Genomic DNA, 26,700 nt, shown 5'->3' with positions numbered 1-26,700 from the left:
GCACCCGCCGTGTGCCCAGTGAGGACCCGTCCATGAGCATCCGGAGGATTGGAAGCTTCAACCCCTTCGTCCAGACCCCTGGCCTCATCCAGGGGCAGCGGCGCGTCGATGCCGTCGAGAAGCCCATCGGCACCGAGGACACGGAGCCGAAGTCCGAGGAGGAGGTGCTGGAGGCACTCAATGCCCAGCACCAGGCCGAGCTGGAGGCACTCGAGGCGGAGCGCGCCGCGCAGGAGCGCCAGAGCACGGAGCTGCGCGCGAAGCTGACGCTCGCCGATGGATACGAGACCACCCAGCGCGAGCTCGTGGACCTGAAGGGAGGCGCGGACGCGAAGAAGGACCTGCTCCCGGGCGCCGAGGCGGGTTCGGGCGTCCTGCTCGCGCAGCTGGCGCGGGCGAGTGCGTACGCGGCGATGGCCCGGGCGGAGCGTGTCGCGGCGGAGCAGGCCGAGGCGGCTGCCGTGAAGGCGGGGTCCGACGCCGTCGCCGGGGAGGACGACTGGATGCAGGCGGAGCTCTCCGCGCTCCAGTCGGAGCTCGAGGAGGCGGGCGGCGTCGAGGAGTCCTACGGCATCGAGGAAGCCGAGGAGGCTTACAGCGACCCTGGCGCGGAGACGTTCTTCGCCAGCCTGGATGACATCGCGAATCTGGAGGAGGGCGGGGCGGGCCTCGGAGACTCAGGAGGGGACTCGTTCCTCGCCAGTCTGGATGACATCGCCCACCTGGTGCCCGAGCTGGCCGCCGAGGTCGCGGGCTCGAGTGCGGCGGAGCCGGTGGCGGGCGAGCCTTCTGTGATTGTCGCGGAGCAGGCGGCCGTTCCGACTCCCGTGGAACAGGGTGTATCCGTGGCCGAGGGCGGAGCGGAGGCTCCGGTGTCCGCGCGGGCCCAGGGTGAGCCGTCTCCCATTGCCGCCCAGGGGCAGGTGGCACAGCCCGTGGCGCTTCCGTTCGATGAAGAGGCCGTCGCGACGTCAGCTCCCGTGACCGAGCAGCAGGAGGCCGGGACTTCCGCCACCGTGGCGCTTCCGTTCGACGATGGCGGGTCGGGCACCCAGGGCTGAGCGAAGGTCGGGGGTCCGGTCGCGCTTCGCGCGAACTGGTCTGACAGTCAGACCAGTTGAGGAAAAGCGCGCCCGGGAGGTCCCCCTCTTTTCAGGAGTCCGGCGAGCGAGGGGAGGGGTATGTCTGGACCATGCGCAAGGTGGTCATTCCCCGTGCCGGTGGTTACGACCGGCTCACGCTCCAGACGCAGCCGGACCCACTTCCCGCTCCCGATGAGGTTGTCGTCACCACGGAGGCCATCGGCGTCAACTACGCCGACTGTGTCATCCGCATGGGACTGTATGCCTCGGCGAAGGAGTACGTTGGCTGGCCCATCACCCCGGGCTTCGAGTTCGCTGGCACCGTGTCCTCGGTGGGCTCGGCCGTCACGGACCTGACGCCGGGTGCCCGGGTGTTCGGTGTTACCCTCTTCGGGGGTTACTCCACCCATGTCGCCGTGCCCCGGCACCAGGTGTTCTCGCTGCCCGCGCGCTTCGACATGGCCCAGGCCGCTGGCTTTCCCACCGTCTTCCTCACCGCGTACTACGCCCTCTTCGAACTGGCCCACCCACGCCCGGGGAATACGTTGCTCGTGCACTCGGCGGCGGGCGGTGTGGGCGGGGCGCTGCTGCAACTGGGGCGCATCGCCGGCTGCCGTAGCGTGGGCGTCGTCGGTTCCAGTCACAAGGTGGAGACGGCGCGGGCCCTCGGCGCGGAGGTCGTCATCGACAAGAGCCGCGAGGATCTCTGGCGCGCCGCCGAGCGGGCCGCTCCCCGTGGCTATGACGTGGTGCTCGATGCCAATGGCGTCTCGACGCTCCGCGAGAGCTACAAGCACCTCGCCCGCCCGGGCAAGCTCGTCATCTACGGCTTCCACTCCATGCTGCCGCGCGAGGGCGGGCGGCCCAACTGGATGAAGCTCGCCGCGGACTTCCTGCGCACTCCCCGCTTCGACCCGCTCTCGCTCACCAACGAGAACGCGAGCGTGATGGCCTTCAACCTGTCCTATCTCTTCGAGCAGCGGGACGTGCTCGCCGAGGCCATGGGGCGGTTGCTCGCGTGGGTGGACGAGGGCCGCATCACCGCGCCGCCCGTCACCCGGTTCGCACTCGACCGCGTCGCCGAGGCGCACCGCGCGCTGGAGTCGGGTTCCACCGTGGGCAAGCTCGTGCTGGTGCCGTAATGTGATGTGTTCAAACAGAAGGTGTTGCTGGCCCGCTTCCACCAGGTCCCAACTGGGGTCTGGCTGTCTTCTCCTCGACGCCGCCTCCTTCCGCTTGAAGCACCTCACGGATGACTCGCTCGGCCACTTCGTCCAACCAGCCACGCAGGGTTGCGGCGAGCTGCTGGTATTGAGGCCAGAGTGTCTCGTCGACGAAACGTTTGGGCACCCGCACCATGACGGTGGTGTGTCGCTGCCCCCGGTAACGGTAGGGCTCCAGGCCATACCGGCGTAACAGGGCCACGAACAGCCTGCGCTGCCATTCGTCCCCCAGCGAGAACTTGTACTCCACTGCGGGCTGCGCCTCGGTGGCGGCCTTCAACCTGGCGAGGATGCGTTCACGCGCGGCTTCAGCTGCCTCCCTCTCTCCCGAGGTTGCTGCCCCGGCGAAGAGTGACTCGATGGCGGCCAGTTTCCTTCGGAGTGACTCCTCGTCCATGGCTCCCTCCTGCCTCGACAGGCCAGATAGCCGAGTCTCACTCCTCATGACAACCCGAATCGTCATGTCCCGCGAGGTGACTGCTGCGGTGGGGTTTTGGAGCAATGCCTCCTCGTTGGCTGCTCTTCCCTTAGGGCTACTGCTTCACAAGACCCCGCCGCTTGATTGCCTCGTCGATGTGGCGACCCAACTCCGCGATGCTCTGTGTGAAGCCGATCGCCGTCACAGTCCCCGGAAAGCCGTTCTCCTCGTCCTCGAAGTTCGCCGTGCTCGCGACACCCTCGTCGTAGTAGCGGTAGCCCAGGTTCGACAGGAACGCGATGACGTAGTGCCTGGGCTCCTTGCCCGGCAGCGCCCGCACGATTCCCGCGTCGCTCCCGTAGTTCTCCGTCTGCCCCGTCTTGTGCAGGAACTCCACCTCCGCCACCGCGTTGCACGGCCGCGTGTCCCGTTTGAATGCCGTGCTCCCCACCGTCGCCGCCCCGTCCTCCGCCAGCCACCTCGCCGGCACCGCCACCGGTAGCCCCGGCCGCGCATTCGCGTCTCCGCACACCAGCGTCGAGCTCAGGCCCTCCGCGTACCCCTGGTCCGCCAGCAGTCTCTTCAGGAACGTCCTCGACGCTTCGGACAGCTCGGTCGCCTTCACCTCGCGCCCCTCCGGCGTCCTCCACAGCACTCCCGGTCCTCCCTCGATGAGCAGGAACAGCTTCGCCGTGTCCAGCGCCGTCATGTGGATGCTCCCCGGCTGCCAGTTCCTCCCCGTCACCGGTGACGTCCCGTTCACCTGCAGCGTCCCCAACCCCAGTGCCGCGTACTCCGCGTTCAATCCCTCCATCGCCCCCCGCTCGTGCAGCAGCTTCACCAGCGCCTCCGTCGAGCCGTTGTCCGACTCGACGATCATCGGTTCCAGCCAGCCCCGCAGTCGCCGCTCGCCCTTGTCCTCCGTGTCCCTCATGAAGCGATACGGCGTGTCCAGCGTCAGCTCCCCTCGGTCCACCAGCCGCAGCACCCGGTACGCGATGAGGATCTTGAAGAGTGACGCGGGGTAGGGCGCCATGAAGCGCATGGGCGCTTTCGTCCGCCTCGGTACCAGATCGTCCTCCGCCGGTGCGTCCGCCCAGCCCTTCTTGCCGTCCCAGCGCTCCAGGTCCCACTTCGTGAAGCGCACCGCCTTCGTCCCCAGGGTCCGCGCCTCGATGGGCACCGCCCGGCCCTTCGGGTAGTCCCTCGACAGCAGCACGTTCGCCGCCGCCACTGGCCGACCCTCAGCGTCCAGCTCGATGACCGCTACGTCCACGTTCGGCATGTGCGCGATGCGCTCGCCTTTGTGTCTCCAGTCGCGCACCTGGTCGAAGCCCACCTCGCGTACCGCTCGCAGCAGCTCGGTTTCCAGGCTGCGTGAACGGGTGGGGGAGATGGGATTTGGGGCCTGTGGCTTGGCCGCGGCGGTTGTCGTCAGCAGCAGGGCGAGGTAGAGCGCGGGGAATCGCATCGGGACTCCGGGTGGGGGTGTACGGTATTCCGGGTGGCGTCTCCGGCCCAGCGACGCTCGTGGGGCGGGGGAACGGGGACGGGTTTCTTCCCGAGTGGGTCCGGTCTACCCTCGCCCCGTCCCTCTCCCAGAGGGAGAGGGTCCAACCTGGGATCCGATCTACCCTCACCCCGTCCCTCTCCCGAAGGGAGAGGGGTTGTTCTCGGAGTGTCTCGTGCCCATCGTTCACGACTGGCTCGCCCGCCGCGCCTCCCTCGCCCCCGAGCGCACCGCCCTCATCGATGCCCTCCACGGCGACCGTCCCATCTCCTGGCGCGAGTGGAACTCCTCCGCCAATCGCACCGCCCGTCTGCTCCACGATGTCCTCGGTGTCCGCCGCGGCGACCGCGTCGCCGTGCTCGCCATGAACTGCACCGGGTTCCTCGATCTCCTCTTCGCTTGCGGCAAGCTCGGTGCCGTCCTCCAGCCCCTCAACTGGCGCCTCAGCTCCTCCGAGCTCGCCGCCCTCCTCTCCGACGCCGAGCCCGTCGTCCTCGTCCACGGCCCCGACTTCCAGTCCCAGGTCGAGGCCGTCCGCCCTCTCGCCTCCAGCGTCCGGCACTTCGTCCACCTGGAGGCGCCCGCCTCGCGCCCCGAGGACATCCCGTTCAGCCGCCGTGACTCCCTCTCGGATGCACCGCTGCCCACCGTGGACATCGAGCCCGAGGATCCCTGGGTGCTCTGCTACACCGGCGGCAGCACCGGCATCCCCAAGGCCGCCATCCTCACCCACCGCTCCATCACCGCCAACGCCGCCAACACCGTCGTCAGCTGGGGTCTCTCCTCCGGCGACACCGCGCTGCTCAACGCGCCCCTCTTCCACACCGGCGGCCTCAACGTCTTCACCACGCCCCTCGTCTACGTGGGCGGCACCACCATCGTCGCCCGCTCCTTCTCCATCGAGCAGGTCTTCGACCTCATCCACCGCGGCGCCATCAACCTCTTCTTCGGCGTGCCCACCATGTTCATCGAGATGCAGCGCCACCCGCGCTTCGACTCGGTGGACTTCTCCCGTCTCAAGTTGCTCATCAGCGGCGGCGCCCCGTGCCCCCAGCCCGTCTTCGAGCGCTTCTTCGCTCGCGGGGTGGACTTCAAGACGGGCTACGGGCTCACCGAGGCCGGGCCCAACAACTTCTGGCTCCCCTCGGGCGATGTGCGCCGCAAGCCCGGCGCCGTCGGCGTGCCCCTGTTCCATGTGGAGGCGCGCCTCGAGGGTGATGGTGAGGAGGGGGAGCTGCTCCTGCGCGGGCCCCACCTGTGCGCCGGCTACTGGCGCCGCCCCGAGGAGACAGCCAAGACCTTCGCGGGCGGCTGGCTCCACACCGGAGACCTCGCCCGGCGCGACGCGGACGGGTGCTTCACCATCATCGGACGCAGCAAGGACCTCATCATCTCCGGCGGAGAGAACATCTACCCCTCCGAGGTGGAGAACGTGCTCGCCGCCCACCCCGAGGTCTCCGAGGTATGCGTCATTGGCGTGCCCGACCCCAAGTGGGGCGAGGTGCCCCGGGCGCTCGTGGTGATGCGGCCCGGCGCGGACCTCACCGAGGCGAAGTTGCTCGAGTTCTGCCAGGGCCGGCTCGCCCGCTACAAGCAGCCCCGCTCGGTCCGTTTCCTGGCGGCCCTGCAGCGCACCAGTGCGGGGAAGGTCGACCGGCGCTCGCTCTCGGCCCAGCACGGCGCTCCGGCTTGAGCCGGTTGTGCTAATCTCTCCCTCCTCGCGGAGAGTGGAGAGCGGCACTCACCACTTCGTCGAGTCCATCCTGAAGGAGGGCATCATGCGCAAGGGAATCGTGAAGGTTGTCTTTGTCCTGGGCGTCGTGGTCGGAGGCGTCGTGGGAGGACTTTCCACCCGTGAGGCGGAAGCCGCCTCCACGTGTCCGAACTACTGCCTCGATTCGGAGTGCACCTGCGTCATCAAGTGCTATCGCTCCGGGGGCGCTTGCATTTGCGAGGACACCTGCACGGTCGAGTGAGTCTGCTCCCGCGCGCTCAGGGGTCGACGGACTGGGGCGGACGGCCCCGGTCCTTCGAGACGGGCATGTAGCACTTGCCCTGGTACTCGGCCTGGATATCGGTGCAGGGCGGTCGCCGAGCGAGCTCCACCCAGCAGCCACCGTTGATCTCGACTTCACCCGACCTGGTCCGGCAGGGAGCCTTCGCCTGGTTGCGGAAAGGCTCCCAGGGCAGCGGATAGGTGATGGGCGCTGCCTCCGAATCATCCGTGTCGATCAAACCCGGTGCATCGGCCTGTGACGGTCTCCTGACGCCCATTCCGGACGAGCTGGATTCCAGGCGTTCGGGATTGCTCGCCAGATGGGACCAGACACCCAGGCCCAGCGCGAGTACGGCGAGGGCCACGACGGTACGCGGACCCCACCGTTTCCGGGGGCTCACCCTCCGCTGCGCGAGGTGGGCCCGCACCTGGGGGTTGCCCTCCACGCGTTCGACCGCGGCGCTCATCAGCACGAGGATGTTCGCCAGCTCCGTCACCTGAGCCGAGGCGGGCGCCTGCTCCACCTCCAGCGTCACCGAGGGCTGCTCCGGCTCGCAGGACAGCCGCACCCGCCAGGGGCCCTCGGGTTGCCAGTCCACGCGCTCTCCGGGCAGCAGCGTCAGTGCCGCCCTGCCCGTGCCCTCATGCCTCGCTTCGTGGAGGCTGCCCAGGTCCGGTCCTACCTCGTCGTAGCTCCTGCCGAGCTGGAACGGCCCCGCTCCACCGTCCTTGTCTGTCTTCTCGTTCGCCAAGTGCTGTCCCTTCGTGCATGCGCGCTTCACGCACGTACAGGGGAGCGGATTTGACTCCGTGAGTCAAGGTGAGTGACGGGTCCTGTTGGGTTCTCCCAGCTCATATCCCCGTTGCGTCCAGCCGGCGCCGCCAGAAGTCCTCTCCCGCCCAGCGTTGCTCCAGGGCGTAGTGCGCCTGGCGCGCGGACAGGTAGCGGTTGAACTCCTCATCCCGCTGCCGGGCGTACTGCTTCAGCGCTCCGCCATCTCCTCCCAGCGTGGCACACAGGGCCCGCGCCGCCTCGCGCCCGGTGCGCAGCCCCTTGAGGATGCCGCTCGAGGAGAGCGGATCCCACATGGCCGCGGCGTCCCCCACCGCCACCCAGTCCGCCCCCGCCGACTGCTCCAGACTGCTCGTCTCGCAGCGGCGGACATGCAGCCGCCCCACCGCCGGAAGCTGGCCCATCCTGTCGGCCAGGTGCCGGGTGGTGGAGAAGAGCGCGCTCCATCCCGCCGGTTGGAAGGCACCATGGCGCGTCAACACATCCATATCGCTCAGCAGCGTGAGGATGAGGCGGTCCTGGGGCAGCGGCGCGGCGTACCACCAGCCCACGGACGTGGCCTCCACCACCAGTTGCTGCTCCTGGAAGCCTGGCGGCCTGTCCACGATCGCCGACACGCTGCACAACGCGTCCCGGTCGCGGCGCCGCACGCCGCAGTGCCGTGCCACCTGGGCCGAGCGCCCGGTCGCATCCACCAGGGCCTCGCATCGCAGCTCCAGCGGACCCTGGGGCGTGCTGGCTAGCACCCGCCACCCGTGCCCCTCACGCTCCAGGTGGGTGACACAGGTTCGCTGCCACAGCGGCACCTGGAGCGCCTGAGCGCGGCGGGCCAGCAGCGCATCCAGGTGCCGGCGCTCCACATGCCAGCCACCCCCGTAGGGGTTGGTGAGGAAGGAGTGGTGATGAGGCTGCTCCGAGCCCCAGACGGCTTCCAGGCCATGCGACGCCAGGAAGCCCTCTGTCTCCAACGGCTCGGGTGCCAGCAATTGCTGTAGCTCGGCGTAGGCCACCGGGGAGAGGGTCTCCCCGGGGCGCCAGGGTGAGTAGTCCGTGCGCTCCAGGACGCAGACGGAGACGCCCGCCCTCACCAGGGTGAGGGCGGCACTCAGGCCCGCCACGCCGCCTCCCACCACCACGACTCCATGGGAGGCTCGCGGGTCCCGCGTGTCGGAGGAAATGGGGTTCATCGAGTCCTCTGGGGTGGAGGTGGGAGCGGTGGTCATGAGGGTCAGACCTTGGCGGACGCCAGCACTTCGATCTGCCACAGGTTGCCGATGCCATCACCCCAGGTGGTGACACTGGGAGCCGCATCGGGCCGGTGCAGGCAGTCACCCTTCGCGGACTTCAACGTGAACTTGTCGGTGTTGGCCTCGATGATCCACACCGTGTTGGCCCCCGTGGTCCCGGTGGTGACGCCTTGAGCCGCGTCGGCGCGCTGCAGGTAGTCTCCCTTCGACGACTTGAGCTTGAGCGTGTTGTTGCTCACCCATTCCACGATCCACTCCGTGCCGGCCCCGCTGGTCGCGGTGGTGACGCCTTGAGCCGCGTCGGTGCGCTGCAGGTAGTCCGTCTTCCAGGACTTGAGCCTGATCCGGGTCGCGTTCCGCACGGAGGCAACCCCTGTCGGTGCGCTGCGCTCCTGGGTCTCGAAATGCACGTCGCCCTCGTTGATGACGAAGCCGAGCTGCCACCAGTTCTTCTGCATCTGGATGTACATGGCCATCTCGACGGGGGAGGTGCCTTCGGGCGCGCTGTTCTTGATCTCCGGCTTCAGGGCCTCGAGCTCGGCGACCGTATCCAGGGCGCGAGTCCAGGGAACCATCTGGAAGTCTCCCTTCTTCGCGTAGACGTCATCTGGACGGTGCGCGGCCCACCACATGTGGTACATGCCGTCGCCCTCGAAGGTGTTCTTCGTGAAGGACTTGGGGGCGAAGAACTGCTTCTTGCACTGGTAGAAGTCCGCCTGCCAGGGCAGCGCCATCTGCTGGGAGAAGAACCCCGGGCCGATGGGCAGCTTCGCCGTGGTGGGGTACGCCACGCCCGAGTGCTTGATGCGGAAGGGAGCCGCGTACAGCTCGGGCCGGCGCACCATCCAGCTGCAGTCGATGCCGGGGAAGAAGGGGCCGCCCACGCCGTTCTCCAGCGAGGCCCGATCGAGCCCCTCGGCGGTGATGGCCGGGTCGATGGCATGGGCCAGCGCCGCGTTCCAATCCTCCTCGAACTCTCCCTCGGCCCAGCGCTTGAGCACCGCGAACTGCACCTTGGTGAGGGTCATGAAGTAGCCCCTCGTGTCCATCCCCTCCTCGGGCGCGTCGTCCGAGTAGAAGTCGCCCAGCCCCTTGGGCATCAGCAGGGGCTCGATGGTGGCGCTGGCGGGGTCACGCAGGTAGTTGAAGATCGTCTTGCGCAGGCGCTTGCCCTTGGCCGATGCCACCGTGCCGATATCCTGCTCCACGCCCGCGAGGGAGGCATGGAAGGACTTGGAGGCCTCGGGGTTGTGGACATGGCGGTGCCCCAGCGCATGCTCGAGGATGGGAAACACTTCCTGCCGGAAGGAAGGCTTGTACTTCTGGAAGGAATTGGTTGCCGCGTTCCAGTCCGCGCGCTGCTGCTTGAGCCGGGCCAGCAGGCCCTGGTTGAAGAGGCCGTCGGTGTTGGGCAGCGGCACCTCGGGGAAGCGCACCGCCACGTCCCACATGGTGTCGAACAGGCGCACGACGTTGGTCACCGAGGGCCCGAAATCCGGCGGCCCCACCAGCAGCCAGGCGCCGTTGGTGCCCTCCAGCTTCGCCGTCTGGGCCTTGCCTGCCTCCGTGTAGGTGATCTCCGCGCTCACGGGCCCGTCCGACATGTCGTCGAACCAGGAATCATTGTTCACGTAGTCGTTGATGAGTCCGGCCTTCGCGATCTTGTTGGCCTCGCCGAGCCCGCCCAGCACGAGCAGGTTGCCATTCTCATCCGTGCGCAGCTCGCCCAGGGATGCGATGGGGATGTTCTTGTTCGGGTTGGTGAAGGGCACGGGCGGCTGGTTCCGGCCCGAGATGGACTTGAGCCCGGGGTTGATGACGAGCAGCCGCTCGCGCTCGGCCGCGCCCTGGACATGCGCATTGCGCACGCCCCCCTTCCAGACGCCATTGTCCGCCCCATCCTGTCCGTCGAACATGAAGAAGGCGGCCTTGCGGTTGGCCAGGTGGACGTTCCACTTGATGCTGGTGACGTCGCAGCTGCCCGGGGTGACTTCCCGCAGGGGGGTCAGCACGCCGTTCTGCATCGTGTACTCGAAGACGCGGAAGCGGGCCGCCTGCCGCTTGACGCGGCCCTGACTGTCCTTGAAGGGCAGGAACTTCTTCTGGGTGATGTCGAAGTTGGGGGGCTGGTTGGGACGCTCGGGACCGACGAAGTACTCGTCCGGGGAGTTGCCGACGCGGGCGACGCCCACGGAGGGATGGATGCGAAAGTAACGGGGCATGGTGTGTTCCTCTGAATCAGTGGGTCTGGTCGTACAGCTTCTCGATGAGCTCGATCATTCGCTTCTTGTCCTGGGGGCTCATCTCCCGGTCCACGGGCATCTTGAAACCAATGATCTTCGCTTGCGTGGGATTGGGCTCGAGCCGGTCGAGGATGGGGCTGCTCTGATCGGCGACCATGTCCTTGCTGAAGAGGTCGTAGCGGATGGCGCCGTGGCAGCGGTAGCAATACTTGTTCATCAGGCCGAGCAACTCCTTGTCCTCGGCGCTCGACGTCCAGTTCAGGGGGCCCGGGGTGGGCTTGCGGTCCTTCTTGAGCGGATGGCCCGTGTTGAAGAAGGCGAAGGCGCGTTTGGTGAGGTCCGGCTCCGGCGCCACCGAGGTCTTGTGGAGGTCCAGCCACTTCTTGTTCGCGGCGAGGTGGAAGCCATTGGCGTTCACGCGCTGCTGCATGGTCGCGACCTCCTGGTTGAGCTGGCGCAGCACGGCGAAGGCCGCGGCGTACTGGGCCGACTTGACGTCCTTGCCCGCGTCGAAGAGCGCGGGGGGCGCATCGGGCTTGTTCAGGGCGGGGAAGTCCCCATCCGTGATGCGGTCCAACCAGTGGTCGGTGTCGAGGTGGTTGAGCACGGCATTGCCGCGCAGCGAGCCGTGGCAGGTGTCACACCCATTGGGGACGAAGTAGGGGGCGCTGCCAGGGAGCGAGCCGGCATCGAAGAAGGCGTCGAGCTGGTAGGAGAGCTTGTAGCCCTTCTCCGAGGCGCCGAAGTCCATCCAGTAGATGCTGTTGAGCTCCGCGGCCTCGCATGCGGTCTGGCCGGCCGCGCAGTGGGTGATCAGGGCCACCTGCGTGTTGACGGAGCCGTTCTTCGGCGACAGGGGCACGTTGGTGCCGCCAAAGGGGCTGTGGGTGGGGGGCTTGGTGAAGTGGTTGAAGAGGATCCAGGCGCTCTCCACGAAGTGCTTCTTCGCCTCGGAGCCAGGGCGCGAGTTGATGCGCACCAGCCGGCGCCAGCCGACCTCCCGCTGCGCGGGAGCCACGGAGAAGTTGACGATCTTCGGCGCGAAGAAGCGGGAGACGAGGATCTCTCCCTTCTTCAGGGCGGGAGTGGAGGGGGTGGGCGCCGGGCTGCGCGAGACGACGGTCCATTGGGCCGTGGCATCGGTCTTGGGGGCGGTGGCGTTGATGGTGACCGTGTCAACGGAGGCGCTGGTGGAGCAGCCGCGGCACCGGTTCACGTACTTGCCTGTGTCCGCCTTGAAGGCGATCTTTCCGTTGGGCAGCAGCTCCGGGGTGAACCTGGCGAACTCCGGCGGAGTCGTGCCGGCCACGTGGACCGTCAGGAAGTCCGGTGCGCTTCCTCCAATGATGCAGCCCCTGCACCGGGCCACGAACTTGCCCGTGTCCGCCTTGAGGGCGATCTTCCCGTTGCCCGCGTCGACCACCTCGAACACCGCGAAGGGCGCGGTGTTCACATTGGTGATGTGGGTGGTGATGGAGTCCGGAGCACCGTTGTTCACGGACGGCTGGCAATTGTTGCAGCGGGAGAAGAACGAGCCCGTATCCGCCTGGAGCGTCACCTTGCTCCCGGGGGACAACACCTGCAAGCCATTGCCGGGCTTCGGCGGGGCCGGCTCCATCAACGACGCGGGCGTCGCGAATTCAGCGTCCTCGGGGGACAGGTCCTGATACCCGAGGTAGTTCAGCAGCACCTTCAGGTTGGCCTGCGTTTCAATCGTCGCTGGCGTGAGAATGCCCAGCTTCGCGGAGATCTCCTTGTAGTATTTGGACGCTTCCGCCTGACTGCCATTGTTGAGGGCACTCGGCTGGGGAGTGGGGGCGGTGGGGAGTGCGGGTGTGGTGACGGTGCTCTGTGCGAAGCTGGGCGACGCCTGCAGTGCCGCCAGCAATGCGCCGAAGGCGAGGAGGGAACTTCGACGGAGACGCGACGAGGGTATGGGGACCATTTTCATCTGTGTTTCCTGTGGTTGCAAACGCCACCGGGGGACTCACGTCTCCTTGGGAAGGGAAGACGGTGCCTCATCGAGGTGTGCGGCCCCCGTGGACCAGGGCTCAGCAACAACCATGCCTCTCATAAGGGAGGTTTCTGCTCCAACCTCACGCTCAGAGGGAGAGCAGGCCTTCCTGGCCACGATTCCTCGGGCCCACGGCCAGGGAAAGGACCTGTCGTCGGCGTTTCTGACATGTCAGCCAGCGTCGATGACGTGTCAGCCGACGTGCCCCTGCGGTTCGTCCGACCCTCGCGGCCGGCCGCTCACGGAGGGGGTGGCGCGAGCGCGCGGAAGCCCTCCGCGATGGCCACGCCGATGTTGCCGAGCAGGTCCTGCCGCGCGTTGACGACGTAGAGGTAGGGGGTGAGGGCCCACACCTCGCGCACCACGCGCCGGGGCTCGGGCGGGGGCTGGGTGGACAGCTCGGCCTGGAGCAGCGGTAACACCTTGTCGGACAGGCGCAGCGCGGTGTCCATGACGAAGAGGGCCAGGTGCGGCCGCAGCGTGCGCACGCGCCGGAAGAAGGCACCCACCTCGTCCGGCGCCAGGTGCTTGGGCGGCGAGGACTTCATCTCCAGGTAGAGCAGCTTGCCTTCCGCGGCGGCCACCACGTCCAGGTCGCCTCCCACGTCGCGGGCGTGGAACTTCACACCCACCGCCACGTCGAAGCCCAGCCGCCCGCGCAGCTCGCGCGCCACGTACCACTCCAGCGTGCCGCCGAAGCTGTTCACCGGGTGGAGCAGCCGGTAGCGCCCGCCCTCCTCACGCGTCGCCAGGTCCAGCGCCACCAGCTCCTCCGCGAAGCCCCGGGCCAGCTCGGCATCCACGTAGCGCGTGGCGTCCTCCGGCGTGAAGGGGCCCTGGCGCAGGATGGCGCCGCGCAGGAAGAGGCGGAACGCGTAGTGTCCGAGCCGCTCGGAGAGCCGCTCGGCCACTTGGGCCTCCAGGTCGGCGGGGAAGGGCAGGTCCAGCGGCGCCACGGTCGCGGTGAAGCCCCGGCGCGCCAGCATGGCCAGGGCCTCGCCACCGGGCTGTAGGAGCGTCCTCGGCGCGGGCGGCGCGCCCGCCGCGTGCAACTCCAGGTCTCGGGCGGAGGGGAGGGACGGCGGCTGCGGCATGCCACCTACCTTACTCCGTCGGCCGCTCGGCGTTGGCCGCGTTGCCCCCGGGTTGTGGGATGTCCCTGGGGGGCGTGGCCCTCACCTGCTCGGTCGCGGGGCCCGAGGGCACCTGCGGCTGCGGCCCCCAACGCCACGCGCTGCGCCACGCCGACTTCCAGAAGTACACGGGCTGGGAGGACTTCGACGGCGTGGTGAAGGGCTGATTCGTGCCCCGCCAGCGGTGATGGGGCAGCTGGCGGTGTCCTATGCTCCAGTGCTCTCTCCTCACTGGAGCCTCCCCATGCACCTGGACGCCTACCACCAGTTCACCCAGGACCTGCGGGTCCGCCTGGAATCCGACCCGCGCGTCCTGGCGCTCGTCGCGCTGGGTTCCATGGCGGAGGTGCGCCGCGTTCCGGACGAGTGGTCGGACCACGACTTCTTCGTGATCACCGTCCCTGGAGTGCAGGAGCAGTTCCGGCAGGATGTGTCATGGCTGCCGGAGGCCGGGCGTATCGCCCTGCGCGTGCGGGAGACGGCGCACGGCCTCAAGGTGCTGTACGACGACGGGCACGTGCTCGAGTTCGCCATCTTCGACGAGCAGGAGCTGTTCCTGGCCAGGGTCAATGACTACCGCGTGCTGTTCGAGCGCTCCGGCGGTGTTGCGCAAGCACTGGCGAGAATCCAGCAACAGAGCGCGGCACGGACGGTGGATCTCCCGCGCGAGCTGGAGTTGTTCTTCTTCCACCTGTTGCTGGGAGCGGCGCGCTGCGCACGAGGAGAGATCCTCAGCGGCCATCGCTTCATCAAGACCTATGCGCTGGATGAGCTCCTGACGCTCCTGGTCCAGGGTCTCCCTGGTGTGGAGGGTGACACGGGGCTGCTGGACAACCTCGACCCCTTCCGCCGGGTCGAACGGGTCTTCCCGGAGCTGGGCGCGCGGCTCAACCGGCTCCTGCTGCTGGAGCCGATAGCCGCGGCGACCGAGATGCTGGCCCTGGCCGAGGCGCACCTGCGCGGCAGGCTGCCTGCCTACCCGGAGCAGGCCGCGCGCATCATCCGCGAGCGCCTGGCCTCGTTCGCGTCGGCTCGAGGGTAGGGCGTCTGGGGAGCGGACGTCCAAACGGCCTGTCCTGGCCCCCGCACTGTTCGCGTTTTCTGAATAGTGATGGCAGCCCATCCCAGATGATCCAGCGAGGGAGAAGGGGCATGTTCTCTCCATGCCGGCAACGACGAAGCCGGCCGGGAGAGACACCATGAACACACAGAATCAGAAGGTGGCCCTGGTCACGGGCGCTTCGCGCGGAATTGGCGCGGCCATCGCCGAGCGACTGGCCCGCGACGGCTTCGCGGTGATCGTCAACTACGCCGAGAGCGCCGCGCCGGCCGAGGCCCTCGTCCGCAAGATCCAGCAGGCCGGAGGCCAGGCGTTGGCTGCGAAGGCGGACGTCAGTCAGCGCGAGGACGTCCGGCGCCTCTTCGACGCGGCGGAGACGGCCTTCGGCGGGGTGGACGTGCTGGTCAACAACGCCGGCATCATGAATCTGTCCAGCGTCGCCGACACGGATGACGCCAGCTTCGACCGACAGATCGCCGTCAACCTCAAGGGCACGTTCAACACCCTGCGCGAGGCCGCCACCCGGCTGCGCACGGGCGGGCGCATCATCAACTTCTCGTCGAGTGTGGTGGGGCTGCTGCAGCCGACCTACGCCGTCTACGCCGCCACCAAGGCGGGGGTCGAGGCCATGACGAGCGTGCTCGCCAAGGAGCTGCGAGGACGCGACATCACGGTCAACGCGGTCGCCCCTGGCCCCACCGCCACCGATCTCTTCCTGAAGGGCAAGCCGCGGGACGTGGTCGAACGCCTGGCGAAACTGGCGCCGCTGGAGCGCCTGGGCCAGCCCGAGGACATCGCCGCCACGGTCGCCTTCCTGGCTGGCCCGGACGCGGGCTGGGTCAACGGACAGGTCCTGCGCGCCAACGGCGGAATCATCTGACGCGGGTCATTCATCCATTCCTGATGAAGCTGGTGATCAGGTCGGCGCAGAGCTGCGGCGCTTCGTGCTGCGGGCCGTGACCCATCTGCGGGAACACCATCAGGTGCACCGATTTCGTCTGCGGCGTCAGGTCGAACCAGTTCTCGACCGGAAAGATGATCTCCTGATCTCCGGAGATGACCAGGGTGGGGATGTCGGTCGTCTTGAGGAAATCGCGGTAGCCGTTGTCATCGACGAAGGAGTCCTCGCCCTTGGACTCGGCCAGCATTTTCAAGACGGTACCGATCGGAATTGCCGGGCTGAGGTCCGTGGTGCGCGCCGCGATCCGGTTGTGCGAAGCCAGCGCGGCGGCGCGGGATTTCTGCGAATCCGGATGGAAGAACAGCACGACTTCGTCGTCCAGGTCGTTCACCGGCTTCAAGGCGCGTTCGAAGAAGATCGGCTTCGGCCCGACGCGCATCTTGCCCGGCGGTGTGGTGCCGATCAGGACGGTGTTGAGGATGCGCTCGGGGTGCAGGCGCGTCACCACCTGCGCCGCGATGCCACCCAGCGACCAGCCGCCGATGACGAAGCGCTCGAGGCCAAGCGCGTCGGCCAGGTCGATGGCGTCTTGCGCCATCTTCTTGCGCACATAGCTGGGCTCGCCGGTCGACTGGCCGAGGCCGGAATAGTCGAAGGTGATGACGCGGTGGTGGGCCGCCAGCGCATCGAGAAAGGCCGGGTCCCACGAGTCGAGAACACCGCGGAACCGCAGGCACAGGATGATGGGCACACCCTGGCCGATGTCACGATAGGCGAGGCGGCGGCCCTTCACCTCGGCGAAGCGGGTGGGCGTATTGACGGCGGTATGGACGGGGGCATTCATGGGGGAAGACCTTTCTGGAAAGTGATTATGGCGACTGGCTTTGGCGTCGTCTTTTGTACGATCGGGCCAGTCGACCTAAACCTTGGTATGGGGATGTCCAAACCCCCGTACAGTGGCGGGTCGAAAACCCGAGGTGCATGTTGGCCTCCGTCAGATCCACCCACGCAGAAGGGAATTTTCCATGAGCATCCAATCCCCGCCCATCGCCGATCGAGCTGGAAAGATCACCGGCAGCTATCTCACCACCCGGGATGGCACCCAGATCTACTTCAAGGACTGGGGCCCGAAGGACGGCAAGCCCATCGTCTTCTCGCACGGCTGGCCCCTGACCGCCGATGCCTGGGAGGACCAGATGCTGTTCCTGTCATCGCATGGCTACCGCACCATCGCCCATGACCGCCGCGGCCACGGCCGTTCGTCGCAGCCCTGGGACGGCCACGACATGGACACCTATGCGGATGATCTCGCCCAGCTGACCGCCGCGCTCGATCTTGAGAAGGCCGTCCATGTCGGCCATTCGACAGGTGGCGGCGAAGTGACGCGCTATATTGGCCGCCATGGCACCTCGCGCGTCGCCAAGGCCGTGCTCATCGGCGCCGTGCCACCGATCATGCTCAAGACCGACTGGCACCCCAACGGCCTGCCCATCGAGGTCTTCGACGGCATCCGGGCCGGGGTGCTCGGTGACCGCTCCGCCTTCTTCAAGGAGCTGACCATGGCGTTCTACGGCTTCAACCGTCCAGGCGTGAAGGTCTCGGAAGGTCTGCGCGACAGCTTCTGGATGCAGGGCATGATGGGCGGGCTGAAGGCCGAATACGACTGTATCAAGGCCTTCTCGGAGACAGACTTCCGCGCCGATCTCGCCAGGTTCGACGTGCCGACCCTGGTGATGCATGGTGACGACGACCAGATCGTGCCGATCGACGGCTCGGCGAAGCTCGTGGCCTCCCTGGTGAAGGGCGCGAAGCTGAAGAGCTATCCGGGCTTCAGCCACGGCATGTGCTCGGTCAACAAGGACGTCATCAATCGCGACCTGCTGGCCTTCATCCAGGGGTAGGACGCTTCCCCCGTTTGCTCGACTGGCCACGCGGGTTTCCCCCTTCCGCGCGGCCTTTTCTACCGCGCGAATGGCAGGGTGAAGATGAAGCGCGCTCCGCCGGACGGGATGCTCTCCGCCCAGATGCGACCGCCGTGCGCCTCGATGATGTTGCGGCAGATCGACAGCCCCAGGCCGAGACCGGTCGCCTTGGTGGTGAAGAAACTCTGGAAGAGCCGGTCCTGGTGTTCCGGCGGGATGCCTGGCCCCGAATCCTCGAGCTCGAAGCGCATGTCGCCATCGCTGGCCAGGGCGATCAGCTTCAGCCGCGGCCGCGGGCAGCGGGCGCGCTTCATTTCCTGCATGGCGTTGAGCGCCAGGTTGACGACGATCTGCTGAATCTGCACGCGGTCCGCCTCGATGTCCGGCAGGTCGTCGGCGAGCTCGAGGTGCAGGTCGACCTCATGGGTCATCAGCTCGTGATGCAGGAACCGGACGGCCTCCTGGACGACCTGGTGGGGCGACAGGCGCTGCCGTTCCGCGGCCTTGTTCGAGGCCATGGCACGGAGGCGGGCGATGATGTCGGCCGCGCGCTTCGCGTCGCTGACCATGTGGGCGTTGATGGTGCGCACCTCGTCGAGATCCGGCTCGGGCCGTGACAGCCAGCGCACCGCCGCCGCGCCATTGGCGGCGATGGCGGCCAGGGGTTGATTCACCTCGTGAGCGATCGACGCCGTCAGCTCTCCGAGCATCGACAGGCGCGAGGCATGGGCGAACTCGCTCTGCAATTGCCGCAAGGCCTTCTGTGCCGCCACGCGCTCGGTGATGTCGGTCAAGCCGACCAGCACCATGTTGCGCGCCCGCAGCTCGGGCGAGGCGCTGATGGTGAGCAGCGTGTTGATCTCCCGGCCATCCAGCCGGTAATTGACGGTTTCCTCCTCGAAGGTGACATTCTTCCGCAAGCTGGAGAGCATCGCACGCCGGATGACCGGATAGGACGACGGTGGCCAGAAGCGCGTCACCGGTTGGCCGATCAGCCCCGAGCGGTCCCTGGCGCCCATGATGCGCACCGCCGCTTCGTTGACGTCGCCAATGGTCATGGCGTCCATATAGGTGGGCAGGAACCCGGGCTCGCTGTCGACGTAGGCGGCGATGTCCTCGATGCCGCGCGCCGCCAGATCGGCGAGCAGCTCGCGCTGGCGCGTGAAGTCGAGCTGGAACAGCGCCGTCGACATGGCCTGGAAGAGTTTTCGATAGCGCAGCTCGCTGGCGCGTACCTCCTGCGCCGCCGTCACCCGGTCGGAGATGTCGATGATGCCGACCAGGACCGTGCCTTGCCCATGGTGGCCCGATGGCCAGCAGACGGTGAACAGGGCATCGATCATCCGGCCGTCGAGCGTGGCGAGGCGCGTCTCCCGCGACAGGTTGGGCAGGTGGTGTATCGAAGCCAGCAGGCTCTCGGCATAGACCTGTCGGCTTTCTGGCGGCCAGAACGGATGGACCGTGCCGCCGATGAGCTCCTCGCGCCGCCTGGCACCAAACAGCATCACGGTCTTGTCGTTGACATCGACCACGCGCGTCGCGGTGATGGCGGCGTCGATGAATTCGGGATGTGCCTCGAAGTAGCCGCGGAAGTCCACGACGCCTTCGTGGACGAGCCGGGCCAGCATCTTGCGCACCTCCGAGAAATCGAGCTCCCAGAATGACGCAGCCATGGCCTGGAACAGGTTGCGGTAGCGGTGCGCCTGCAGCCGGGATTCGACCTCGATATCGCTCAAGCGGGTGAGGTCGCGGCCGTACTCGATGATCGACACCGGCTGGCCTTCGGGGCCGCGCAGCACCGTCCACTTGAGCTCGACGCGCTTGTCCTCGCCGGACGCGGTGGTCCGTTTCAGCTCACCTTCCCAGTGACCCTGTTCGAGCAGGTGTCGCTCGAGGCCCACGAGGGTGGTCGGGTGATGGGCACTGAGGCTGTCATGGAGGTTGCGGCCCAGCATGGCGTCGCGCGGGAAGCCGTAGAGCGCCTCGGATGCCTTGTTCCACAGCAGGATGCGGCCGCTCAGGTCACGGATGATGACGCTCTCCGCCACGCCGTCGAGGACCGACCCGAGGAGGCCCGGCTGGCTCAGCAGTGTCTCGACAGATTCCGATCCGTTTACATCCGGCATCGGCCAGCTCCGCCAAAGGTCCTGAAACGCCGTCGCGGCATGCGCCCCGTGAGCCTACAGCGCAAGGGCGCGCTCGACGCAGGTGATGAACTCCTCGCTGTCGAAGGGCTTCTTCAGGAGACAGGACGGATTGCACGCCCGCGCCCGCTCCATCACCGCCACCTCGGTCTTGGCGGTGATCATGATGACGGGCACCGTGGACCCCTGTGCGTCGAGGTTCCTCTTGAGGTCGATGCCGCTCATGCCCGGCATGTGGATGTCGGTGATGACCAGCTTCGTGTTCTCGAGCTCGCCCGAGGCCAGGAACGCCTCGGCGCTGTCGAACGCCAGTCCCTTCAGCCCGAACGACCGCAGCAGGCTGAGCACAGCCAGGCGGACCGACGCATCGTCATCGATGATGGAGATGAGGGGTTGGAGTGACATGCTAGGGTTTCCGCGTCTGGGATGAGGGCAGGGCCGTGGCCAGGGTCTTCGGAAGCTTCAGCGCCTCGGCCATGCGCACCAGATCGGCCAGGCTCTCCGCTCCCATCTTGCGCATCACCGAGCCCCGATGGATCTTGACCGTGATCTCGCTCAAGCCGAGGTCGTCGGCGACCTGCTTGTTGAGCCGCCCGAGGGTCACCAGCTTCATCACCTGTTGCTCGCGGTTCGTCAGGATGTCGAAGCGCTTGCGCAGGCCGTCCAGGTCTTCGCGTTCGGAGCGCTGGCCACGATGGCGCTCCACCGCCAGCGCCACGGCGTCGAGCAGATCCTGCTCGCGGAAGGGCTTGGGCAGGAAGTCGACCGCACCTGCCTTCATCGCCCGCACCGACATGGGGATATCGCCATGGCCGGTCATCATGATCACCGGCAGATCGATGCCGAGCGAGTCGAGCTGGCCCTGGAAGTCGAGGCCGCTGGTCCCGGGCAGGCGCACGTCGAGCAGGAGACAGCCGGGGGCGTCCACCCGCTCGGCGTCGAGGAAGGCGCGCACCGAATCGTAGGCCCTGGCCTTCATGCCGACGGAACGGAACAGCGCCTGCAAGGCAGTACGCAGCGACGTGTCGTCGTCGACGATGTGGATGACGACCTCCTCACTCATACTGGAACCTTGGCATGGCGAGCAGGCACCCGCAATCATACCAGGGTATGCCCCCGGCCTGGCGCCATGCACGTCTCCATGGGGTTGAGCGGCCTGCGCCCTGGTATGGGCGTCAGGGTTTCTCGAGCCGCTTGATGATCTCTTCCACGGCCACGTTGCCAGGGCTCAGCACCAGGGCTCGGCGGTAGTTCGCGAGCGCCAGCTCCTTGTTGCCACTGGCCAGGTACGCTTCACCCAGGCTGTCGTAGGGGTTGGCCGCGGTGGGAAACATCTCCACGTTCAGCTTGAAGATCTCGATGGCGTCCGCCGTGCGTCCGGCTCCGAGGAGTCGATATCCGACGCGATTCAACTCCACTTCGGAGAAGTCGTACTCGTTCGCCTTCGTGGCCTTCAGGGCCTTGTACCTGGCGATTGCCTCCGCGACGGGCGACTTGCCGATGAGCTCCCACACGATGTCTCCAATCGACGTCCGGGGCTGCTGGGGCGTGATGCCATGGAGGATGCTGAACAGGCCGGCCGCGAGCTCCTCGAGCTTGCGGGCGCCCGACGTGTTGTCGAGGAGCACGACGAGCTCCTTTCGTTCAGGCGCGCGGACGATGATCGTGTTGAACCCGTTGATTCCGCCCGTGTGGCTGAGCGTGGCGAGCTTCGTCTTGCCATCGTTCAGCTCGACCGGCTGCACGGTCCAGCCATGGGCATAATTGTTCAGCCCTGGGGTGAACATCCGCTGCTTCAGCGGTGCGGGCAGCAGCTCGTCGCGATAGAGCGCCCGGTCCCAGAGATAGAGGTCCTCCACCGTCGAGTACAGGGAGCCGGCGGCATACGGGAGGGACATGTCGAGGTAGGGGGCGTTGACGTACCCGTCAGGCCCGGGTGCGTAACCGCTCGCGCGCTTGGGGAGCACCGTCGCGGAGACGTCGTAGCCGGAGCTCTTCATCCCCACCGGGTCGAAGATGCGCTCCCGCAGCACCTGGGCGTACGGCTTGCCGGTGACCTTCTCGATGATGGCACCGAGCAGGAAGTACCCGGAGTTGTTGTACGACCACTTCGTGCCGGGTTCGAACTCGAGGTCGCCGCTGGCGAACTTCTTCACGAAGTCGGAGACCGTGTAGGGGTCGCGTGAGTCGTTCTGGGCGAACCCGGGGGCCGACGTGTAGCTCGGGATGCCAGAGGTGTGATTCAGCAGGTGGGCAATCGTGATGCGGTCACCGGTGTCCTTGCGGTAGTCCGGAAGGTGCGTCGTGAGCTTGTCCTCGAGCTCGAGCTTCCCCTCGGCGACGAGCTGCATGATGACCATCGAGGTGAACTGCTTGGTGATGGAGCCGATGCGGAACTTCGTGTCGGGGGTATTCGGCACCCGCCATTCGAGGTTCGCGAAGCCGTAGCCTTTCTTGTGCACGACCCCCTTCTCGTCGGCGACGAGCACGGTGCCGTTGAACTGGTGCAGCTGGTGATACTTCGTGACGAGCCGATCCAGCTCCTGCTGCCGGGTCGCCGCGTCAGCGGTGGGCACGATCAGTACGAAGACGGCGAGCGCGCTCACGATGCGCGCATGGATCCAGTTCATCGGGGACTCCCAGTTCATGGATGGCGGCTGGCTGAGGCTCATGGCATGGGGGGTTGGTGGGCGCAAGCCGCCTGCTCATGGGCGAGAGAACAACCGCCGCAGGTTGCGATGCCTCCAGTGGAAGGCCCACCGGAAGACAGCGAGGTGCAGTGACCCCAACGGGCGCAGCCTCGGGATGAACCGGACCGAGTCCGTGAGCCGGCACCCTGTCGCGGTGGGAGTGACGATCCGCTCGTGGATCCACTGCTTCTGTGAGAACAGCACCGAGCGCTCGAGGAAGCGGCGGCCGGGCTCGAACTCGACGAAGGTGAGGTCATCGTAGTCGATGGGCAGCAGCCCGAAGAGCAGGATCCAACTCCGGAACAACCTCTGGCCGAGGGGAGGGGGAGAGGGGAGGCTGCCGTCCGAGCTGGGCCACGTCATGCGCACCAGCGGGAAGAACTCCCGATTGACGCCCTGCATCCGGGTCGCATGAGACCAGACCTCCTCGGGTGGCGCTCGCAAGTCGGAGGTGAGGGAGAAACCGTACTCCTGGGACGGCCCTGGCATGATCTTGTCTTCCCTCTCTACCGGTAGAAGTGGTCCGCGAGGAGGCGGGCGTTGAAGAGCATGGTGTCGTAGCTCGTGTAGACGCCGTGCCCGAAGCATGTCGCCAGACAATTTGGCAGGGCACCCGTGCCCCGGTCGCCGTAGTCGACGAGGTAGCTGAACCCGTCCCTCGGCACGCGCGCGCCGTGCTGCACGTGCTGGAGCCATGCCTTCACGTCGTAGCCCACGCCGAGGATGGCATCGAGCCGCGCGGCCAACTCCCGCTCCTTCGCGCTGCCCGGTGGAATGTCCGAACCGGCGATGCCCCACTGGTGCACGTAGTCGCCGTTCTCGGTGTGGAGGACGCCCGCGACGGTGCTCCCGCGCGGCTCCGTGCCCCGGTGGTTGATGACGTGGAGGACGCGGCACTGCCGGCCCGTGGCCCAGCCATAGCGCGGCGGCATGCCGAAGGTGGCGATGTCGAGCCGTGAGCGGGCGACCTTGCGCGCCATGTCCTGGAGGACCTCGGTGGGCTCGCCAGCGTCGCGAACGGCCTGCCAGAGCGCCTCCGCGGTCCGTGCCGGGTAGACGAGCTGCGTGAGCAGGGCGAGCACCTGGCCGCCGTGGCTGTGCCCGAGGAGCAGTGCCCGCTTGCTCCCGAGGTCCGAGGTGGCCAGGAGCCGCAGCAGCTCCACGGCCGCGCGCAGGCGGGCGACGTGGTTGTTCGCCGAGGACCAGACGAAGCGCGTGGTGGGGATGTCGCCGCCCAGCGCCTTCTGGAAGAGCGAGACGTACTCGGGGGTGTAATTGCCGAGGTCTCGCAGGACGCGATCACTCGGGAGCTTGGAGAGGCGTTGCAGGGACGGCATGAGGCCCGGGCCCAGCGCGGAGAGGGGACCCTCGAGCGCGGAGAGCAGCAGGGTGGGGTCGTGGCCGACGAAGGTGCCGTGCACGAAGACGACGTGGCGCACCCCGGCGCGGCGCAGCTTGAGGCCCGCCTGGCCCATCGCCTCGCGCCAGGCGGGGGACTGGGCTTCGAGGACGGGCGTCTCGCGAACGAGCGGTGGCATCACTTCGAGTGCCCGCACCGCGAACGTTCCCGGCTGAGGCGCGGCGTCGTACTGCTGGGGTTGGCAGAGGGCTGGCGTCTGGCGGAGCCGCCACGCGACGACGAGCCCGACGATGGCGACGGTGAGAATCAGGAGGAGCGTGAGTGCGAGCCACATGTCACGTCACCTGGAGTGAGACGGTTCCGGTCAGGCACTGCATGCCGCGGCAGTTTATCGGGAAGATGCCGGCCTTGGGGGCTCACACCCAGCGTGCGGATGGGAGGCCACCCTTCTTTCCCTGTAGGATGGAGTCCGCATCCTGGAAGATGAGGGTACGATGGGTCTCTTCGATAACCTGCTGGGCAACGCGTCCGAGGTCGACGTCAGTAAACTCCAGGAAGAAGCGGCCGCCGTGATGGCGCCCCACGAGAGGCTCGAGAAGGCCTTCAAGATCTTCCGCGACCTCTACCTCTTCACCGACAAGCGGCTGCTGCTGGTCGACAAGCAGGGGGTGACCGGGTCGAAGGTCGAGTACATGTCGCTCCCCTATCGGTCCATCACCCGCTTCTGCATCGAGACGGCGGGCACCTTTGACGCGGACTCCGAGCTGAAGATCTGGATCTCCGGCTCGCCCGAGCCCCTGGTCAAACAGTTTGGGAAGGGATCGAACATCGTCGAGGTCCAGAAGGTCCTCGCGACCTACGTGCTGAAGTAGAAGACCCTGCGGAGTCGGGTAGCCAGGGCGCCCGGGCTCGCCTTGCCGCCCCGGCTGCAAGAGAATGGGACCTCCCATGCTCCACTCCTCGCGTCCAGGCAGCGCGGCACCCGTCGGCTCCCAGCTGCTCGCCGAGCACCTCCGGGCGGATGCCGCCGCCCGCGAGGCTACCGTGGCCCGGTTCATCAGCAGGGCCGCCTGTGTCTTCACCGTGTCCACGCTCGGGCTGGCGCCCTTCATCGGCTGGCCTCGTTCCATCTCCGTCGCGATCCTGTGCGCCCTCTTCGCCCTCTACTACGGGGTGCTCCACCGCAAGCTGCGACAGGGCTGGTTCCATCCCTCCATCCTCTGGTTCAACGTCGCGCTGGAGGCCTCCACCGGGGCGTACCTCTTCATCTGCGACGTCCTCTTCGCGAATGCCGAGCAGGCACTGGGCAACCCCATGGCCGTCCTCTGGAGCACGTTCATCCTGCTCGCGGCCTTGCGCTCCAAGCGCAGCCTGGCCCTCTTCGCCGGCATCCTCGTGGCCACCGAGACGGTGCTGCTCTACTTCCTCCTGGCCTGGCCCCGGCTCGTCGAGCCCGTGCCCTTGATGTTCACTCCGCCGCTCGTCGTGCTGCGCGCCGTCTACTACTTCACCACCGGTTGGATGGCGGCGCTGGTCGCCGACCACCTCACGAGCAAGGCCGAGGAGGCGCTGCACGCCATCCGCGCCAGGGATCTGCTGGGCAAGTACTTCCTGCACGAGCGGTTGGGCGTGGGGGGCATGGCGGAGGTGTTCCGCGCCACCTACAGCCCCGAGGGCGGCTTCGAGAAGGTGGTGGCCATCAAGCGCATCCTCCCGGCCTATGCCGAGGACGAGGACTTCGTGACGCTGTTCCGCCGGGAGGCGGAGCTGGGCTCGCTGCTCAACCACTCCAACATCGTCCAGGTGCTCGACGTGGGCCGGTTCCAGGACACGTACTTCATGGCCCTGGAGCACATCGAGGGCCTGTCCCTGCGCGAGCTGCTCAAGAGCCACGGGCGCCTTCCTCCCTCCGTGGTGGCGTACATCGGTGCGGAGCTCGGTGAGGCACTCGACTACGTCCATCGGCGCACCTCCAGCGAGGGCGTCCCCCTCAACCTCGTCCACCGGGACGTCAATCCGCCCAACATCCTGCTGTCGCGCATCGGTGAGGTGAAGCTGGGGGACTTCGGGGTGGCGCGTGCGGCCATCCACGTCCGCCTCACGCAGGCGGACCGGGTCCGCGGCAAGTTGGGTTACCTGGCTCCGGAGCAGGCGCGGGGCGAGCCCTTCGACGGGCGCGCGGATCTCTTCGCGCTCGGTCTCACGTTGCATGAGGCCCTCACCGGGCGGCGCGTCTTCCAGGACGAGGTTGTCTCCGACACGGTGCGCAGCGCTCCTCCTCCCTTCCTGGTACCTCCCTCGGTGCTCCGCCCGGATGTCCCCCTGGCGCTGGATGCCGCCATCATGGACCTGCTCCAGTGGAATGCCGGGGACCGCACACCCCGGGGCCACCAGCTGCGAGAGCAGCTCTGCGCCCTCCCCGGAGCGCTCGCGCCCTATCCTCATGGGCAGCGGGAACTGGCCCACCTCGTCCAGGAGGCGATGACTCGGCAGAAGGACAAGCACACGGCGCGGCGCTCGGAGCAGGTGACCCGGCTGGAGCGTCCCTCCGCCCAGCCCCAGAGCGAGGAGCCCACGGCGGTCCTGTCCGGCCAGGGTCCGAGCCAGAGCGAGCCGGTGACCTCGGTGGCGGGCAAGGTTCGGGAGGGCTGAGGGGGCTCACTTTCGGGCTGTGGATGGTGCTGATCATCTGGCTGACGGTCCGGTTTGGAGGCGGGTGGGGCAGCGGAGGCTCGTAGGGAGGTGGCTCCTCGGGCGGAGGTGGATCGAGCGGCTCATTTGCGCGAGGTGCTCCCGCTGGTCTTGCCCTCGTTCATCCGAGCACTCTCTCGCCGGGCTCCTGGGCAATCCCCCCGCATGTCGCACGGATGCATACCGTGAAGTGTCGAGGCCCGGCCGGCGCGAGCGGATGGCAACTTCCTCAGCCACCGGCTGAGCCTGGAGAGCGCCCCGTCCCTCCTGATG

The 26,700-nt window shown here is 67.4% G+C and carries 24 protein-coding genes; 10 read left to right on the top strand and 14 right to left on the bottom strand.

Annotated elements, in window-relative coordinates; translation table 11 throughout:
- Nucleotides 1–32: 32 nt before the first annotated feature.
- Nucleotides 33–1,061: a hypothetical protein gene (locus JRI60_RS50425; RefSeq protein ID WP_204223287.1), complete on the top strand. Its 1,029-nt coding sequence runs from the start codon at nt 33–35 to the stop codon at nt 1,059–1,061.
- Nucleotides 1,062–1,192: 131 nt separating this feature from the next.
- A complete protein-coding gene (locus JRI60_RS50420; protein WP_204223286.1) occupies nt 1,193–2,224 on the top strand; it encodes a synaptic vesicle VAT-1 family membrane protein in 1,032 nt (343 codons plus the stop codon).
- A 10-nt stretch (nt 2,225–2,234) separates the two neighbouring features.
- Here the strand turns inward: JRI60_RS50420 and JRI60_RS50415 are convergent, their stop codons facing one another.
- Together JRI60_RS50415 and JRI60_RS50410 are read right to left on the bottom strand one after the other, a co-directional pair.
- Entirely contained in the window at nt 2,235–2,702 is a 468-nt protein-coding gene (locus JRI60_RS50415) for a hypothetical protein (RefSeq protein ID WP_204223285.1), read from the bottom strand.
- Nucleotides 2,703–2,838: 136 nt separating this feature from the next.
- Nucleotides 2,839–4,194, bottom strand: coding sequence for a serine hydrolase (locus JRI60_RS50410; RefSeq protein ID WP_204223284.1), 1,356 nt, complete (start codon nt 4,192–4,194; stop codon nt 2,839–2,841).
- Nucleotides 4,195–4,408: 214 nt separating this feature from the next.
- Here JRI60_RS50410 and JRI60_RS50405 point away from each other — a divergent pair, with 214 nt between their 5' ends.
- Together JRI60_RS50405 and JRI60_RS50400 are read left to right on the top strand one after the other, a co-directional pair.
- Nucleotides 4,409–5,926, top strand: coding sequence for an acyl-CoA synthetase (locus tag JRI60_RS50405; RefSeq protein WP_204223283.1), 1,518 nt, complete (start codon nt 4,409–4,411; stop codon nt 5,924–5,926).
- Between the two features lie 85 nt (nt 5,927–6,011).
- Nucleotides 6,012–6,209, top strand: coding sequence for a hypothetical protein (locus JRI60_RS50400; RefSeq protein WP_204223282.1), 198 nt, complete (start codon nt 6,012–6,014; stop codon nt 6,207–6,209).
- Nucleotides 6,210–6,225: 16 nt separating this feature from the next.
- On the opposite strand, the gene JRI60_RS50395 is transcribed toward JRI60_RS50400, so the two are convergent.
- The 5 genes from JRI60_RS50395 to JRI60_RS50375 all read right to left on the bottom strand — a co-directional run bounded on the left by JRI60_RS50395 (nt 6,226) and on the right by JRI60_RS50375 (nt 13,620).
- Nucleotides 6,226–6,981, bottom strand: a complete 756-nt coding sequence (locus JRI60_RS50395) for a hypothetical protein (RefSeq protein ID WP_204223281.1) — start codon at nt 6,979–6,981, stop codon at nt 6,226–6,228.
- Nucleotides 6,982–7,081: 100 nt separating this feature from the next.
- A complete protein-coding gene (locus tag JRI60_RS50390; RefSeq protein ID WP_204223280.1) occupies nt 7,082–8,209 on the bottom strand; it encodes an NAD(P)/FAD-dependent oxidoreductase in 1,128 nt (375 codons plus the stop codon).
- A 41-nt stretch (nt 8,210–8,250) separates the two neighbouring features.
- Nucleotides 8,251–10,491 (bottom strand): LodA/GoxA family CTQ-dependent oxidase, encoded by a 2,241-nt coding sequence (locus JRI60_RS50385; RefSeq protein ID WP_204223279.1) that lies wholly within the window; start codon nt 10,489–10,491, stop codon nt 8,251–8,253.
- A 16-nt stretch (nt 10,492–10,507) separates the two neighbouring features.
- Nucleotides 10,508–12,463: a fascin domain-containing protein gene (locus JRI60_RS50380; RefSeq protein ID WP_204223278.1), complete on the bottom strand. Its 1,956-nt coding sequence runs from the start codon at nt 12,461–12,463 to the stop codon at nt 10,508–10,510.
- Between the two features lie 302 nt (nt 12,464–12,765).
- The gene (locus JRI60_RS50375) at nt 12,766–13,620 is read right to left on the bottom strand and encodes a hypothetical protein (RefSeq protein ID WP_204223277.1); all 855 of its coding nucleotides are present in this window, start codon (nt 13,618–13,620) and stop codon (nt 12,766–12,768) included.
- A gap of 59 nt (nt 13,621–13,679) precedes the next feature.
- Here JRI60_RS50375 and JRI60_RS50370 point away from each other — a divergent pair, with 59 nt between their 5' ends.
- From JRI60_RS50370 to JRI60_RS50360, 3 genes are all read left to right on the top strand, one after another.
- Nucleotides 13,680–13,826 carry a hypothetical protein gene (locus JRI60_RS50370; protein ID WP_204223276.1) on the top strand — a complete coding sequence of 49 codons (147 nt, stop codon included), beginning with the start codon at nt 13,680–13,682 and terminating at the stop codon, nt 13,824–13,826.
- Between the two features lie 77 nt (nt 13,827–13,903).
- Nucleotides 13,904–14,701 carry a hypothetical protein gene (locus JRI60_RS50365; RefSeq protein ID WP_204223275.1) on the top strand — a complete coding sequence of 266 codons (798 nt, stop codon included), beginning with the start codon at nt 13,904–13,906 and terminating at the stop codon, nt 14,699–14,701.
- Between the two features lie 157 nt (nt 14,702–14,858).
- A complete protein-coding gene (locus tag JRI60_RS50360) occupies nt 14,859–15,599 on the top strand; it encodes an SDR family oxidoreductase (RefSeq protein WP_204223274.1) in 741 nt (246 codons plus the stop codon).
- A gap of 10 nt (nt 15,600–15,609) precedes the next feature.
- Here the strand turns inward: JRI60_RS50360 and JRI60_RS50355 are convergent, their stop codons facing one another.
- A complete protein-coding gene (locus JRI60_RS50355; RefSeq protein ID WP_204223273.1) occupies nt 15,610–16,464 on the bottom strand; it encodes an alpha/beta fold hydrolase in 855 nt (284 codons plus the stop codon).
- 181 nt (nt 16,465–16,645) lie between these two features.
- On the opposite strand from JRI60_RS50355, the gene JRI60_RS50350 reads away from it, so the two are divergent.
- Nucleotides 16,646–17,521, top strand: a complete 876-nt coding sequence (locus JRI60_RS50350) for an alpha/beta fold hydrolase (RefSeq protein WP_204223272.1) — start codon at nt 16,646–16,648, stop codon at nt 17,519–17,521.
- A gap of 59 nt (nt 17,522–17,580) precedes the next feature.
- Here JRI60_RS50350 and JRI60_RS50345 read toward each other — a convergent pair whose 3' ends face one another.
- The 6 genes from JRI60_RS50345 to JRI60_RS50320 all read right to left on the bottom strand — a co-directional run bounded on the left by JRI60_RS50345 (nt 17,581) and on the right by JRI60_RS50320 (nt 24,070).
- Complete coding sequence (locus JRI60_RS50345; protein WP_204223271.1) at nt 17,581–19,668, bottom strand: PAS domain-containing sensor histidine kinase; 2,088 nt, start codon at nt 19,666–19,668, stop codon at nt 17,581–17,583.
- A 54-nt stretch (nt 19,669–19,722) separates the two neighbouring features.
- The gene (locus tag JRI60_RS50340; RefSeq protein WP_204223270.1) at nt 19,723–20,091 is read right to left on the bottom strand and encodes a response regulator transcription factor; all 369 of its coding nucleotides are present in this window, start codon (nt 20,089–20,091) and stop codon (nt 19,723–19,725) included.
- Nucleotide 20,092: 1 nt separating this feature from the next.
- Nucleotides 20,093–20,749, bottom strand: coding sequence for a response regulator transcription factor (locus JRI60_RS50335; RefSeq protein WP_204223269.1), 657 nt, complete (start codon nt 20,747–20,749; stop codon nt 20,093–20,095).
- Nucleotides 20,750–20,861: 112 nt separating this feature from the next.
- Nucleotides 20,862–22,316, bottom strand: a complete 1,455-nt coding sequence (locus JRI60_RS50330; RefSeq protein WP_204223268.1) for a serine hydrolase — start codon at nt 22,314–22,316, stop codon at nt 20,862–20,864.
- A 75-nt stretch (nt 22,317–22,391) separates the two neighbouring features.
- Entirely contained in the window at nt 22,392–22,865 is a 474-nt protein-coding gene (locus JRI60_RS50325) for an SRPBCC family protein (RefSeq protein WP_204223267.1), read from the bottom strand.
- A gap of 17 nt (nt 22,866–22,882) precedes the next feature.
- Nucleotides 22,883–24,070: a hypothetical protein gene (locus tag JRI60_RS50320; RefSeq protein WP_204223266.1), complete on the bottom strand. Its 1,188-nt coding sequence runs from the start codon at nt 24,068–24,070 to the stop codon at nt 22,883–22,885.
- 160 nt (nt 24,071–24,230) lie between these two features.
- Here JRI60_RS50320 and JRI60_RS50315 point away from each other — a divergent pair, with 160 nt between their 5' ends.
- Both JRI60_RS50315 and JRI60_RS50310 read left to right on the top strand, forming a co-directional pair.
- A complete protein-coding gene (locus tag JRI60_RS50315; RefSeq protein ID WP_204223265.1) occupies nt 24,231–24,608 on the top strand; it encodes a PH domain-containing protein in 378 nt (125 codons plus the stop codon).
- Between the two features lie 76 nt (nt 24,609–24,684).
- Nucleotides 24,685–26,388 carry a serine/threonine-protein kinase gene (locus JRI60_RS50310; RefSeq protein ID WP_204223264.1) on the top strand — a complete coding sequence of 568 codons (1,704 nt, stop codon included), beginning with the start codon at nt 24,685–24,687 and terminating at the stop codon, nt 26,386–26,388.
- Nucleotides 26,389–26,700: the final 312 nt, after the last annotated feature.

Origin of the sequence: Archangium violaceum (assembly GCF_016887565.1) — a bacterium.
Classification (GTDB): Bacteria; Myxococcota; Myxococcia; order Myxococcales; family Myxococcaceae; genus Archangium; species Archangium violaceum_B.
This window is presented reverse-complemented; position numbering and strand designations above follow the sequence as displayed.